This is a genomic window from Pseudomonas shirazica, from assembly GCF_015168335.1.
Lineage (GTDB): Bacteria > Pseudomonadota > Gammaproteobacteria > Pseudomonadales > Pseudomonadaceae > Aquipseudomonas > Aquipseudomonas asiatica.
Map to the genome: position 1 here is coordinate 3501121 of NZ_CP063456.1, position 13783 is coordinate 3514903.

Below are 13783 nucleotides of genomic sequence, written 5' to 3' on the forward strand. Positions count from 1 at the left end.
CATCAGCAGGCGCCACAGTGACCAAGGTCGAGTTAGCCCAGCCCAGGCAGTATCCGACCAGTGGTAAAAAGCGTGGTAAATGCTAGGCGCCACATTAAGCGAAGTCAGTAGGTACGGGGCTTGTAGGACATAGTTCGGCCGATGTCTCTCCGACCAAATCCTCGTCAAAAAGCCCGCCTAGTGCGGGCTTTTTGTTGTGCATTGAAAAGTGCCCCGCCCCAGCGCGCCCCCCCTGTGAGCGGCCTTGTGCCGCGATGGGCTGCAAAGCGGCCCCAGATTCCGGCATCGCTGATATCGCCGGGGCTGCTTCGCAGCCCTCTCGCGACACAAGGCCGCTCCTACAAAGGGCTGCGTCAACCGGTCATAACGCTTGCTCGGCCTCCACCGGCACATACAGCAACTGCAGGCGCTCGCTGCTCCATGCCCGGGTCTGGTTGGTCAGCGCCAGGTTGTTGTTCAGCTTTTGCCCATAGCTCGGTACGATTTCCTTGAGCCTGGCCTGCCAGGCTGGCGACTGGATACGGTACTTGAAGGTCTTTTCCAGCACGGTCAGCATGATCGGAGCCGCTGTCGAGGCACCCGGCGAAGCTCCCAGCAACGCAGCGATGCTGCCGTCCTGCGCCGCCACCACTTCAGTTCCGAACTGCAGCACACCGCCCAGGACCGGGTCCTTCTTGATCACCTGCACCCGCTGGCCGGCCTGCAGCAACTTCCAGTCTTCGTTCTTGGCGTTGGGGAAGTACTCGCGCAGCGCGTTCATGCGGTCATCGAAACTGAGCATCAGCTGCCCCATCAGGTAGGTGCTGAGGTCGATGTTGTCGATACCGGCATTGACCATCGGCAGCACGTTGTGGCTGTTCAGCGAGGCGAACATGTCCAGCAGCGAGCCGTGCTTGAGGTACTTGGTGGAGAAGGTGGCGAACGGGCCGAACAGCAGCACCTGCTTGCCATCGATCATCCGCGTGTCCAGGTGCGGTACCGACATCGGCGGCGCGCCAACCGAGGCCTTGCCGTACAGCTTGGCCTGGTGGCGGGCGACCAGGTCGGGGTTGTCGGTCATCAGGAACTGACCACCGACCGGGAAGCCGGCGTAGCCTTCGGCTTCAGGAATGCCCGACTTCTGCAGCAGCTTCAGCGCGCCACCACCGGCACCGATGAACACGAAGCGGGCGTTGACGGCCTTTTCCCCGCCGCCGTTGGCCAGATCGACCACCCGCACATGCCAGGTGCCGTCGTCGTTGCGCACGATGTCACGCACCTCATGACGCAGGTTCAGCGACACATTGGGGTTGCGGGTCATCGCGGCGAACAACTGGCGGGTGATTTCGCCAAAGTTCACGTCGGTACCGATGGCCATGCGCGTGGCGGCGACCTTCTGCCCCGGGTCACGGCCCTCCATCACCAACGGCGCCCACTTGCGGATCTGCTCGTGGTCTTCGGAGATTTCCATGCCGCGGAACAGCGAGCTGTGCTGCAGGGCGTCGACGCGCTTGTGCAGGAAGGCGACGTTGTCGTCACCCCAGACAAAACTCATGTGCGGCACGTTGTTGATGAACGACTTCGGGTTGCTCAGCACGCCCTGCTCGACCTGGTAGGCCCAGAACTGCTTGGACACCTCGAACTGCTCGTTGACCCCCACGGCCTTGCTGATATCGATATTGCCGTCCTTGCCCACACTGGTGTAGTTCAACTCGCAGAACGCGGAGTGACCGGTCCCGGCGTTGTTCCAGGCATTGGAGCTTTCTTCGGCCACCTGGTCCAGGCGCTCGTAGACGTCGATCTTCCAGGAGGGCTCCAGCTCGGTGAGGTAGGTACCCAGGCTGGCACTCATGATGCCACCGCCGATCAGCAGCACGTCGACGGTCTTTTCCGGTTCCGCGGGTTTGGAGCAGCCGATGACGCCCAGGCAGAGGAACGTCAGCAGGAATTTCTTCATTGATGTTATCCAGTTGTTGTGTACACGCGCGCCGCCTTGAGCAGGGAACGTGCCAACTGGGTCTGGAGCAGTGAATACAGGGGGCGGGCGACGGGGTAGATGGCGACAATCCGCCAGGGGGGCCGGATGCACTGCAATGAAATGGCGGATTTCCCCGCCTTGCGCTGCCCTTGTAGGAGCGGCCTTGTGTCGCGATGGGCTGCAAAGCAGCCCCCTGCGATATCAGCACTGTTGCCGAGACATTGGGGCCGCCTTGCGGCCCATCGCGACACAAGGCCGCTCCTACAGGGACCGCGTCAGGCATGACAGGGCGTCAGGCGCTGAGGCGGGAGGTGACTTCACCCAGCTGCCCCGACAACCCATGCAGGCGCTGCCCCGCCTGTTCGGTATGCTGCACCGCCTGCTGGTTGGCCGTGGCGATGCGGGTGATTTCGATCAGGTTGCAGGAGATGTCCTCGGCCACGCTGGTCTGCTCTTCGGCCGCCGTGGCGATCTGCCGGTTCATGTCGCGGATCGCTTCCACTGCCAGGGTGATGCGCTGCAGCATCTGCCCGGCCTGCTGCACCTGCTCGGCACCCTCCTCGCTGCGCTGCTGGCCGCTTTCGATGGCCTTGACCGCCTCCACCGCCCCCGACTGCACCGCCTCGATGATCTGGTGGATCTCGGCGATCGACGCCGCCGTGCGCTGGGCCAGGCTGCGCACTTCATCGGCGACGACCGCAAAACCTCGCCCGGCCTCGCCAGCACGGGCCGCTTCGATGGCCGCGTTGAGCGCCAGCAGGTTGGTCTGCTCGGCAATGCCGCGGATCACTTCAAGGACTTTGCCAATGCGCGCGCTGTCATGCTCAAGGTCGCGAATCACCGCCGCCGTGCCGGCAATTTCGCGGTTGACCGCGCCGATGATGTCGATGGTCTGCTGCATCACCTGCTCGCCCGCCTGGGCACTGTGATCGGCATCGTCCGCCGCGCGGGCGGCCTCGGCGGCGTGGCGGGCGACTTCCTGGGCGGTGGCGGACATCTCGTGCATGGCCGTGGCCACCTGGTCGGTGCGCTGGAACTGGTCGTGGGTACCACGGGCCATGTCGCCGGCGATGCTGCGCAGCTGGCCGCTGGCCCCTTCCAGTTCCTGGGCGTTGTCCTGCAGCCGGCCGACCGTGTCGGCGAGGAAATCGCGCAGGGTGTTGGCGGCCCGCGCCAGACGGCCCAGTTCGTCCTCACGGCGGCTGTCTACCCGGGCGGCAAAGCGGCCCTGGCTCAGCTGCGCGACATACTCGATCAACTGGCGGATCGGCTCGATCAGGCTGCGGTTGACCAGCCACAGGCTGAGCAGCCCCACCGACACGGCCGAGGCCAGCATCACCAGCAGGCCCAGCCATACCGTGCGCTCGGCACCGGCACTCAGCCTGGCGGCGTGCTGACGAGCTTCGGCACGCAGTTGCTCGACCAGTTCGCTCATCTGCTCGCTGACGGCGCGGTCCACGCCCTTGACCGCCAGATCGCCGGCCACCGGGTCGCCGCCCGCCGCCAGGAATGCCTGGCGACCCTGCGCATAGGCCTGGCCCAACTGCCGGTGGCTGTCACGCAGTTGCTGCAGCGGCGCCTTGAGCCTGGCGTCGCTGCTGTCGATCAATTGCCCGAGCAGTTGCTGCACCTGCTGCTCGCGAGCCTGGAACTGCTGCCAGTACTTGTCCATGTCAGCCGGCTGGCGCCCGCGCAACAACACATTCTTCCACTCCTGCACCTGGATCTTGAACTGCAGGTTGGCTTCGTCGATCAATTGCGAGGCCCGCAGCGGCCCATCGACCAACTCGGCATAGCCGCGCACGCTGGACGAAAGGAACTGGAAGCACACCAGGGCGATCAGCAACATCGCCACCAGACTGCCGCCGAGCAGGGAGAGAATTTGCACTCTGAGGGATTTACGCAACATCTTGGATCTCGGAAAGCAGGAGGAAGACCGGAGGGCCGCGCAAGCTGGCAACAAGGCGCAACGCAGCCCGGTTGCGGGCAGGCCAAAAAAAGGCTGCCATCAAGCAATGGCAGCCAGGTCGAGCACTTACGCAACAGTTGAGCTAGATACTCTCAGGCAAATACTACAGAAATGTTACAACGCCACTACAAGCTACCCCGTGGTGAACTGCAAGGCCGCCAGCCGCGCATACAGCGGGCTCTCTTCGATCAACTGGCGATGCGTCCCCACCGCCACCAGCCGGCCCTTGTCGATGACCGCGATACGGTCGGCATGCTGGACCGTAGCCAGACGATGGGCGATCACCAGTGTGGTGCGCCCGGCCATCAGGCTGGGCAGCGCCTGCTGGATCAGGTGTTCGCTTTGTGCGTCGAGTGCGCTGGTGGCTTCGTCCAGCAACAGGATCGGCGCATCGACCAGCAACGCACGGGCAATGGCCAGGCGCTGCCGCTGCCCGCCGGACAGGCCGATGCCGCCCTCGCCCAGCGGTGTCTGGTAGCCCTGCGGCAATTGCCGGATGAATGCGTCGGCATGGGCACCCCGGGCGGCTGCCTCGACCTCGGCCAGGGTCGCCTCGGGCCGGCCATAGCGGATGTTGGCCTCGACCGTGCCGCGAAACAGCGAGGGGTTCTGTGCCACCAGGGCGAACTGCTGGCGCAGGTGATCGGGGTCGAGTTCGGTGATCGCCCGGCCATCGAGCAGGATGCGCCCCTGCTGGGGGTCGTAGAAGCGCAGCAACAAATCGAACAAGGTCGACTTGCCCGCCCCCGACGGGCCCACCAGCGCCACGGTCTGCCCCGGCTCGATGGTCAGGCTCAGGCCATCGACAGCCGCCACCGAGGGCCGTGACGGGTAGGCGAACACCAACTGCTGCAGTTCGATACGCCCACTGGCCCGCTGCTGCGGCAGCACCTGCGCCACGGCGGGCGGCAGGATTGCACTGCGCGCCGCCAACAGTTCGGCAATGCGCTCGGCGGCGCCCGCCGCCCTTTGCAACTCGCCGATCACCTCGCTGAGGGTGCCGAAAGCGCTGCCTACGATCAGGCTGTAGAACACGAAGGCGGCCAGTTCGCCCGCGGAAATACGTCCGGCGATCACGTCCATGCCGCCAACCCACAACATCACACCCACCGCTCCCAGAACCAGCACGATCACCAGGGTGATAAGCCAGGCGCGCTGGGCAATCCTCTGCCGGGCCACGGCAAACGCCGCTTCGACCGTGCCGGCGAACAGCTGGCGGTCATGCGCCTGGTGGTTGTAGGCCTGCACGGTCTTGATCTGCCCGAGGGTCTCGGCCACATAGCTGCCCACATCGGCCACCCGGTCCTGGCTCTGCCGCGACAGGCTGCGTACCCGGCGGCCAAACAGCAGGATCGGCGCCAGCACCAGCGGCAGGGCCACCACCACGATGCTGGTGAGCTTGGGGTTGGTGATGAACAGCAACACCACGCCACCGATGACCATCAGCGCGTTGCGCAGGAACATCGACAGCGAAGAGCCGATTACCGATTGCAGCAAGGTGGTGTCGGCGGTCAGCCGCGACTGGATCTCGGAGCTGCGGTTGTCTTCGAAAAACCCGGGATGCAGGCCGATCAGGTGGTCGAACACGGCCCGACGGATATCGGCCACGCAGCGCTCGCCGATCCACGACACCAGGTAGAAGCGGCTGAAGGTACCCACCGCCAGGGCCAACACCAGCAGCAGGAACAGGCCGATGGTCTGGTTGAGCTGATGCGCGGAGCGGGTCATGAAGCCCTGGTCCACCAGCAGGCGGATGCCCTGGCCCATGGACAGGGTGATGGCGGCGGTGACTACCAGGGCCAGCAAGGCCAGCAGCACCTGGCGACGGTACGGACGGACAAACTGCCAACCCAGGCGCAAGGCTCGGCGTTGACGCGGGGAAACCGATTCGGGCATGGCGCTGACCACATTGGCGGGAAACCGCAGCCTACCACTCATCCACGCCTGTGGAACCCTTTCAGGGTTGCTATAGCCTATCGGTCTAACCAGGCTATGGAGCTTTACTGACGTTTCTGTTGGACTGTGCCTGCCGTGACACTGCAGGTACTGTCACAGGCCAGTCACGGCACAGGGTTAACCTGCGCTTGAACCTGATGAGGAGACAATACATGAGCTTGCAACATGGCAGCGACAACCAGAAGCCCCGGACCACACCACCGTCGCAGGTGTGCGGTTCGATCATCGATGCGAAGGGGCGCGAAGTACCGATCACCGAGCAGATGATCCAGCAGGCCTGCAAGGCCCTGGAAGAAAGCCGGGTCGAGCGCGTACGCAAAGGTTGATCGGCGAATTCCTTGCAACCCGGCGCTTGCGCCGGGTTTTTATTTGCCTGAATCCTGTACCCGCGAAGAGGCCGGCACAGCGTTCAAATGGCTGTCAGACCAACACCCCACCCAAGGCACTGACCAGCTGCGCCAACTGCGGCGACTCCCCGCGCAAGCGCACCGCCAGCCCCTCGATCTCGCGCCGTGGCGGGTACTGCTTGCGCAACTGGTCGAACGCTGCACGCTGCTGCTGCGGGTCGTCGCTGAGGCTGCGGCGGAAATCGGCATCGTCGCGGCGTGGGTCGTAAACCGCGCGGCACAGGGTGGCCAAGGCCCAGGCCGGGTCGGCGCTGGCATCCAGCTCGATCTGCGCCAGCGGCGGCCGGGGCAGCAGGTCGGCCAGTTGCACCTGTTCATCCACACCGAGGAAGCGGCACAGCGCCTGGTAGATCTGCGCCGTACCACGCTGGCGGCCGTCGAGGCTGTAGCCGGCAATGTGCGGCGAAGCCAATGTGCACAGGTCGGCCAGTTGCAGGTCGACCTGCGGCTCACCCTCCCACACATCCAGCACCGCATGCAGGTCTTCGCGGTCCAGCAGCAATTCGCGCAGGGCGGCGTTGTCCACTACCGGGCCACGGCTGGCGTTGACCAGCCAGGCACCCGGGCGCAACTGTGCCAGCTGCGCCTGGCCCAGCAGGTGCCAGGTCGGGTGGTCGCCGCCACGCTGCAAGGGGGTGTGCAGGCTGATCACATCGCACTGTTGCAGGATGGTCTCGAGGCTGACGTAGTCACCGCCCTCGGCGGCCTGGCGCAGCGGGTCGCATACCAGTACCTTCCAGCCCAGGCCGTGCAGCACCCGCACCAGGCGGCCACCCACCTCACCCGCGCCCACCACGCCATACACGCGCTCGGGCAGTGCCACGCCATCCAGCTCGGCCAGGGTCAGCAGGCTGCCCAGCACATAATCGACCACGCCGCGGGCATTGCAGCCCGGTGCGCTGCTCCAGTGGATGCCGGCTTCGGCAAAGTAGTTCAGGTCGAGGTGGTCGGTGCCGATGGTGCAGGTGCCGACGAAGCGCACGCGGCTGCCTTCGAGCAACTGTCGGTCGACCTTGGTCACCGAGCGCACCAGTAGAATGTCGGCGTCCCTTACGCTGGCGGCATCGAGGCTTCGGCCGGGGTAACGGCGGATTTCGCCGAAACCCTGGAAGAATGCATCGAGCAGCGGGATGTTCTCGTCGGCAACTATCAGCATGGCGCTCTCCTGTCTGGGGAACGCAGTGTAGGCGCAACGCCAGACGTGTTCCAGAGCGGTTCAGTCGGCTTTCTTGCGGATCCAGTACAGGAAGGTACCGGCGTCTTCCTGCTGCTGCAGCAGTTCGTGGCCGAGGAAGTTGCAGAACTTGGGGATATCGCGGCGGGTCGAGGGGTCGGTGGCGATGACCTTGAGCAGGCCGCCAGCGGCCAGGTTGCGCACGTGCTGGTGCAGCATCATTACCGGTTCCGGGCAGTTCAGGCCGGTGGCGTCGAGGATGGCGTCAGGGGTGAAATCGGTCATGGGGGACTCCGCAAATGATCGCTATTGTCGCGCATCGCGCGCCGTGGTCCAAGCACCGCCTGTGAAGACAAGCCCTGAGCTTGCTCTTGATCTTGATCTTGATCTTGATCTTGATCTTGATCTTGATCTTGATCTTGATCTTGATCTTGATCTTGATCTTCGCGACTTCAGGAGGCCGAGCAGAGGTTTTGCGGAGGGAGGTGACGGGCATGGATGCCCGTCAAGCGCTGAGGCCCCATGGATGGGGCCTGCAGCGCGTACTCCCGGGAGCAAGACCGGCGCGAGGGAACCCCGTAGCGTAGCGGAGGGGCCGGATGATGGGAGCGCAGCGTTTTTTGGTTACTTTTTGTCGCGTTTGACAAAAAGTGACTCGCCGTAAGGGCGAAAAGGTGAGTAAGCGTCGCCATCGTAAATGGACTATGCGCGAGATCAAGACCAGTACTTTTCCGCTCTTCGCTCTTCGCTCTTCGCTCTTCGCTCTTCGCTCTTCGCTTTCAAGCGTGGGCATCAACAACAAGGTCAACATTCATTTTCGAAGGTGGCGCTTATTCACCTTTCCGCCCTTACGGCGGGTCACTTTTTGTCAAACGCGACAAAAAGTAACCAAAAAACGCTGGCTCCTATCATCCGGCCCCTACGCTGCGCTCCGGGGTTCCCTCGCTACGGGCCTGCTCCCGGGAGTACGCGCTGCAGGCCCCATCCATGGGGCCTCAGCGCTTGACGGGCATCCATGCCCGTCACCTCCCTCCGCAGTCCCTTCGCTCGGCCTCCTGAAGTCGCAATCGGCGGCGCCTGAACTATCGCGCGCTTAGAAGCAAAAGCCGAAGCAAGAGCAAAGCGGTTCGCTGTGCTAGCGCTTCAAGTCCAACCGGCGCAGATGGCAGGTCACTTCCTCGCGGTCGTGATACAGCTGCTTGCAAGCAATCGACACCTTGATCTTACGCGCCTTGAAGGTCGCCTCCATGCGGTCGAGCAGCCGGCGTACTTCGGCATAACGCTGTTTCATCGGCAGCTTCAGGTTGACCACAGCTTCACGGCACAACCCCTCGCCCAGCCAGGTCTCGATCAGCGAGGTGGTACGGGCCGGTTTCTCGACGATGTCGCACACCATCCAGTCCACCGGCTGCTTCGGTTGCCAGGTGAAACCATCGGCCATCAGGTGCTGAACCAACCCGGTGTCCATCAGGCTTTCGGCCATCGGCCCGTTGTCGATGGCGGTCACCAGCATGCCCCGGCGCACCAGCTGGTAGGTCCAGCCACCCGGCGAGGCTCCCAGGTCGACACCGGTCATGTCATCGCCCAGGCGCTGCTCCCACTGCTCGCGCGGGATGAACTGATGCCAGGCCTCTTCCAGCTTGAGGGTCGAGCGGCTGGGCGCCTCGCGGGGGAACTTCAGACGCGGGATGCCCATGGGCCACAGTGCACTGTTGCTGGCCAGAGCAACACCGGCAAATACCCGGCGGCCGCTGATGAAGGTGAGCAGCAGGCGTGGGCGGCTGGCGTCGTCGACCAGGCGGCCAGCCTTTTCCAGGGCCTTGCGCAGCGGCACCTCGAACTTGCGGCAGAAGGTGGACAGTTCCTTGCCTTCGTTACTGTCCAGCACCTCCAGCCACAGGCTGCCGAACACCGGGAACCCGGCCAGATGCGCCAGCAGCACACTGATGCGGTCGCTTTCCGGCAGTTCGACATAACCGCCACGAGCCCACTGCCGCGGGAAAATCAGCTGGTTGAAGCGCAGTTCCCCCATCAAGCGCTCGGCACCGCCCTCCTCGCTACAGACAAACTCGGCACTGGCACTCTGCGGCTTGCCTTTGGCATAGCCGGCAACGCCCAGGCGGGCGGCATGTTCGCTGATTTCGGCGCACACCTCACCCTCGAAACCGGGCCGGCAATGCATGAACAGGGTATTCATCTCTCACTCCACTACGGCTGGCGCGCCACAGGCGCCGGCAGGGCGGCGATGATAAAGGAAGATCGGAACCTGCGACACGCCCCGCCGGTCCAGAAAAGGGTCAGGTGGCGCAAAGCGGTCTAACCTGACCTTTCAGCCAGGTCCGTGCCGTGCGGATCGATACACAGCGGTGCCACAGGCATATCTTGCCAGGCACCTGCGCAGAAGGAGTTGGCAATGCCCTCGCTCGATAGCCTGAATACCCTCAAATCCCTCAAGGTCGGCGACCAGACCTACCACTACTTCAGCCTCACCGAGGCCGCCCGCCAACTGGGCGACCTGCAGCGCCTGCCCATGTCGCTGAAGGTACTGCTGGAAAACCTGCTGCGCTGGGAGGACGGCAAGACCGTCACCGGCGACGACCTGCGCGCCCTCGCCCAATGGCTGGGCGAGCGACGCTCCGACCGCGAGATCCAGTACCGCCCGGCGCGGGTGCTGATGCAGGACTTCACCGGTGTGCCGGCCGTGGTCGACCTGGCCGCCATGCGCGCTGCCATGGCCAAGGCCGGCGGCGACCCGCAGAGGATCAACCCACTTTCACCCGTGGACCTGGTGATCGACCATTCGGTGATGGTCGACCGCTACGGCACGCCGCAGGCCTTCAGCGAGAACGTCGACATCGAAATGCAGCGCAACGGCGAGCGCTATGCCTTCCTGCGCTGGGGCCAGAGCGCCTTCGACAACTTCCGCGTGGTACCGCCGGGCACTGGTATTTGCCACCAGGTCAACCTCGAATACCTCGGTCGCACCGTCTGGACCCGTGAGGCCGATGGCCGCACCTACGCCTTCCCCGACACCCTGGTCGGTACCGATTCGCATACCACCATGATCAACGGCCTCGGCGTGCTCGGCTGGGGCGTGGGCGGGATCGAAGCGGAGGCGGCCATGCTCGGCCAGCCGGTGTCGATGCTGATCCCTGAAGTGATCGGCTTCAAGCTGACCGGCAAGCTGCGCGAAGGCATCACCGCCACCGACCTGGTGCTGACGGTGACGCAGATGCTGCGCAAGAAGGGCGTGGTGGGCAAGTTCGTCGAGTTCTATGGCGACGGCCTGGCCGAGCTGCCCTTGGCCGACCGGGCAACCATCGCCAACATGGCCCCGGAATACGGTGCCACCTGCGGCTTCTTCCCCGTCGACCAGGTGACCCTGGACTACCTGCGCCTGTCCGGCCGCCCCGAGGCGACGGTGCAACTGGTCGAGCAGTACTGCAAAGCCCAGGGCCTGTGGCGGCAGCCGGGCCAGGAGCCACTGTTCAGCGACAGCCTGGCGCTGGACATGCAAGAGGTCGAGGCCAGCCTGGCCGGGCCCAAGCGGCCGCAGGACCGGGTAGCCCTGGGCCAGGTCAGCCAGGCCTTCGACCACTTCATCGAACTGCAACCCAAACCGCTGGCCAAAGAGGTCAGCCGCCTGGAAAGCGAAGGTGGCGGCGGCGTGGCGGTGGGCAACGCCGACCAGGCCGGGGAGATCGACTACAGCCATCAAGGCCAGACCCACACCCTGCGCGATGGCGCCGTGGTGATTGCCGCGATCACCTCGTGTACCAACACTTCCAACCCCAGCGTGATGATGGCCGCCGGGCTGGTGGCGAAAAAGGCCCTGGAAAAAGGCCTGCAACGCAAACCCTGGGTCAAGAGCTCGCTGGCGCCGGGCTCCAAGGTGGTCACCGACTACTTCAAGGCCGCCGGGCTAACCACCTATCTGGACCAATTGGGGTTCGACCTGGTCGGCTATGGCTGCACAACCTGCATCGGCAACTCCGGCCCGCTGGATGAAGCGATCGAAAAAGCCATCGGCAGCGCCGACCTCACGGTGGCTTCTGTGTTGTCGGGTAACCGCAACTTCGAAGGCCGTGTGCATCCGCTGGTCAAGACCAACTGGCTGGCCTCGCCGCCACTGGTGGTGGCCTATGCCCTGGCCGGCAGCGTACGCCTGGACCTGACCCGCGACCCTCTGGGCACTGGCAAGGATGGTCAACCGGTGTACCTGCGTGACATCTGGCCCAGCCAGCAGGAAATTGCCGCTGCCGTGGCCAAGGTAGACACGGCGATGTTCCACAAGGAATACGCCGAAGTGTTCGCCGGCGATGCACAGTGGCAGGCCATCGAGGTACCGCAGGCGGCCACCTACGTTTGGCAGGCCGATTCTACCTATATCCAGCATCCGCCGTTCTTCGACGACATCGGCGGGCCACCCCCGCAGGTCACCGACATCCAGGGTGCGCGGATCCTGGCACTACTGGGTGACTCGGTGACCACCGACCACATTTCCCCAGCTGGCAACATCAAGGCCGACAGCCCGGCCGGGCGCTACCTGCGTGAGCAGGGCGTGGAGCCCCACGACTTCAACTCCTACGGCTCACGGCGTGGCAACCATGAAGTGATGATGCGCGGCACCTTCGCCAACATCCGCATCCGCAACGAAATGCTGGCGGGCGAAGAAGGTGGCAACACCCTGCACGTGCCCAGTGGCGAGAAGCTGTCGATCTACGACGCGGCGATGCGCTACCAGCAGGAAGGCACGCCGCTGGTGGTGATCGCCGGCCAGGAATACGGCACCGGCTCGAGCCGCGACTGGGCCGCCAAAGGTACCAACCTGCTGGGGGTCAAAGCGGTACTGGCGGAAAGCTTCGAGCGCATTCACCGCTCCAACCTGGTAGGCATGGGCGTACTGCCGCTGCAATTCAAGGCCGGGCACAACCGCAAGCAGCTAGGGCTGACCGGCAAGGAGAAGATCGATGTGCTGGGCTTGAACGGTACACAGATCCGCCCGGGCATGAGCTTGCCCTTGCGCATCACCCGCGAGGATGGGCAGCACGAGCAGATCGAGGTGCTGTGCCGGATCGATACTGTGAATGAAGTGGAATACTTCAAGGCAGGGGGGATATTGCATTATGTGTTGCGCCAGCTGATTGCTGGTTGAGGCGCGTATGCTTGGGGCTGCTGTGCAGCCCATCGCCTGTAGGAGCGGCCTTGTGTCGCGATGGGGCGCGCAGCGGCCCCGCTCGATAGCGGCGGCGGAGCTGAAATCTGGGGCCGCCATGCGGCCCATCGCGACACAAGGCCGCTCCTACAAGCGACGCGTAGCGGCCCGTTTCTGCTTACCCGAGAAGGACTACTCGTGCCCCGTTCCAACCTGTTCACCCTGCTTCTGCTGGCGCTCGGCTACACCCTCGCCCTGAGCCACGGCAACCTCGGCATCACCACCTTGCCCACCTTTCTCGCCCTGCTTGCCAGCGCCCTGCTCGCTCGCCGCCCCCAGCGCTGGCAACAAGCCCTCGGCCACACGTTGTTCATCCTACTGGCCATCGCCCTGGCATTGCACTGGCTGCCCGGCTTCAACGCTGCCAAGGTCATCGACGGCGTTGTCCTCAGCCCTGGCGCCCTGCCCTTCACGATGTACCTGAACCTGGACAAACCGCTGATCGGCGCCTGGCTGCTGCTGGCCTGCCCTTGGTTGTTCCTGTGGCGTAGCCAGGGCCTGGCGACCAGCCTGGTGTACGCCCTGCCCCTGACCCTGCTTGCCTGCCTGGGAGGCGCCTGGGCAATGGGCATGCTGGGCTGGGCCCCGAAATGGCCCGACCAGGCCTGGCTATGGCTGCTGAACAACCTGCTGCTGGTAAGCCTGACCGAAGAACTGTTGTTCCGCGGTTACATCCAGGCCGGCCTGCAACGGCTGCTGCGCCACCAAGGGCTGGCATTGTTCGCCGCCGCCTTGCTGTTCGGCCTGGCACACCTGGGGGCCGGCTGGCAATGGATGTACCTGGCCACCCTTGCCGGTATCGGCTACGGCCTGGCGTACCGCTGGGGCGGCGTGGCGGCGGCGGTGCTCTGCCATTTTGGCCTGAACCTGGTGCATTTCACCCTGTTCAGCTATCCGATGCTGGCTCTTGGCTAGCCATTCGGTCATCATTCGACTTATCCGTCATGAAACAGCAGTAAAAACGAAATAATGACGCTAAATTGCTTGAACGTGCTCGTTGGCTAACCCAGATCGACTGATGGCCAGTTGCCACAGGTCAAGCACATTAATTATTCATTCAATAAAACCAGCGGCTTGCCGATACCAGTCGAAAGCCCTGCGGACT

Annotated in this window: 9 protein-coding genes and 1 pseudogene; 3 read left to right on the forward strand and 7 right to left on the reverse strand. The window is 64.2% G+C overall.

The window, feature by feature from the left end; translation table 11 throughout:
* Positions 1–361 precede the first annotated feature (361 nt).
* The 4 genes and pseudogenes from mqo to IMX18_RS16195 all read right to left on the reverse strand — a co-directional run bounded on the left by mqo (position 362) and on the right by IMX18_RS16195 (position 5822).
* Positions 362–1936 carry a malate dehydrogenase (quinone) gene (gene mqo, locus IMX18_RS16185; protein ID WP_217190926.1) on the reverse strand — a complete coding sequence of 525 codons (1575 nt, stop codon included), beginning with the start codon at positions 1934–1936 and terminating at the stop codon, positions 362–364.
* A gap of 313 nt (positions 1937–2249) precedes the next feature.
* Positions 2250–3017, reverse strand: coding sequence for a methyl-accepting chemotaxis protein (locus IMX18_RS28530; protein WP_371035196.1), 768 nt, complete (start codon positions 3015–3017; stop codon positions 2250–2252).
* Between the two features lie 165 nt (positions 3018–3182).
* Positions 3183–3866, reverse strand: a pseudogene (locus IMX18_RS28535) (methyl-accepting chemotaxis protein); the annotation flags it as partial.
* A 192-nt stretch (positions 3867–4058) separates the two neighbouring features.
* Positions 4059–5822, reverse strand: a complete 1764-nt coding sequence (locus tag IMX18_RS16195) for an ABC transporter transmembrane domain-containing protein (RefSeq protein ID WP_015269515.1) — start codon at positions 5820–5822, stop codon at positions 4059–4061.
* Positions 5823–6034: 212 nt separating this feature from the next.
* Here IMX18_RS16195 and IMX18_RS16200 point away from each other — a divergent pair, with 212 nt between their 5' ends.
* Positions 6035–6208, forward strand: coding sequence for a PA1571 family protein (locus tag IMX18_RS16200; RefSeq protein WP_015269514.1), 174 nt, complete (start codon positions 6035–6037; stop codon positions 6206–6208).
* Positions 6209–6302: 94 nt separating this feature from the next.
* Here IMX18_RS16200 and pdxB read toward each other — a convergent pair whose 3' ends face one another.
* The 3 genes from pdxB to rlmM all read right to left on the reverse strand — a co-directional run bounded on the left by pdxB (position 6303) and on the right by rlmM (position 9660).
* The gene (gene pdxB, locus IMX18_RS16205; RefSeq protein ID WP_015269513.1) at positions 6303–7445 is read right to left on the reverse strand and encodes a 4-phosphoerythronate dehydrogenase PdxB; all 1143 of its coding nucleotides are present in this window, start codon (positions 7443–7445) and stop codon (positions 6303–6305) included.
* 60 nt (positions 7446–7505) lie between these two features.
* The gene (gene tusA / locus IMX18_RS16210) at positions 7506–7748 is read right to left on the reverse strand and encodes a sulfurtransferase TusA (RefSeq protein ID WP_003248727.1); all 243 of its coding nucleotides are present in this window, start codon (positions 7746–7748) and stop codon (positions 7506–7508) included.
* Positions 7749–8598: 850 nt separating this feature from the next.
* Positions 8599–9660 (reverse strand): 23S rRNA (cytidine(2498)-2'-O)-methyltransferase RlmM, encoded by a 1062-nt coding sequence (gene rlmM, locus IMX18_RS16215; RefSeq protein ID WP_100413419.1) that lies wholly within the window; start codon positions 9658–9660, stop codon positions 8599–8601.
* A gap of 216 nt (positions 9661–9876) precedes the next feature.
* Between rlmM and acnA the strand changes: the two genes are divergently transcribed.
* Both acnA and IMX18_RS16225 read left to right on the forward strand, forming a co-directional pair.
* Positions 9877–12618, forward strand: coding sequence for an aconitate hydratase AcnA (gene acnA, locus IMX18_RS16220; protein WP_015269511.1), 2742 nt, complete (start codon positions 9877–9879; stop codon positions 12616–12618).
* A 198-nt stretch (positions 12619–12816) separates the two neighbouring features.
* Complete coding sequence (locus IMX18_RS16225) at positions 12817–13593, forward strand: CPBP family intramembrane glutamic endopeptidase (protein ID WP_217190275.1); 777 nt, start codon at positions 12817–12819, stop codon at positions 13591–13593.
* Positions 13594–13783 lie beyond the last annotated feature (190 nt).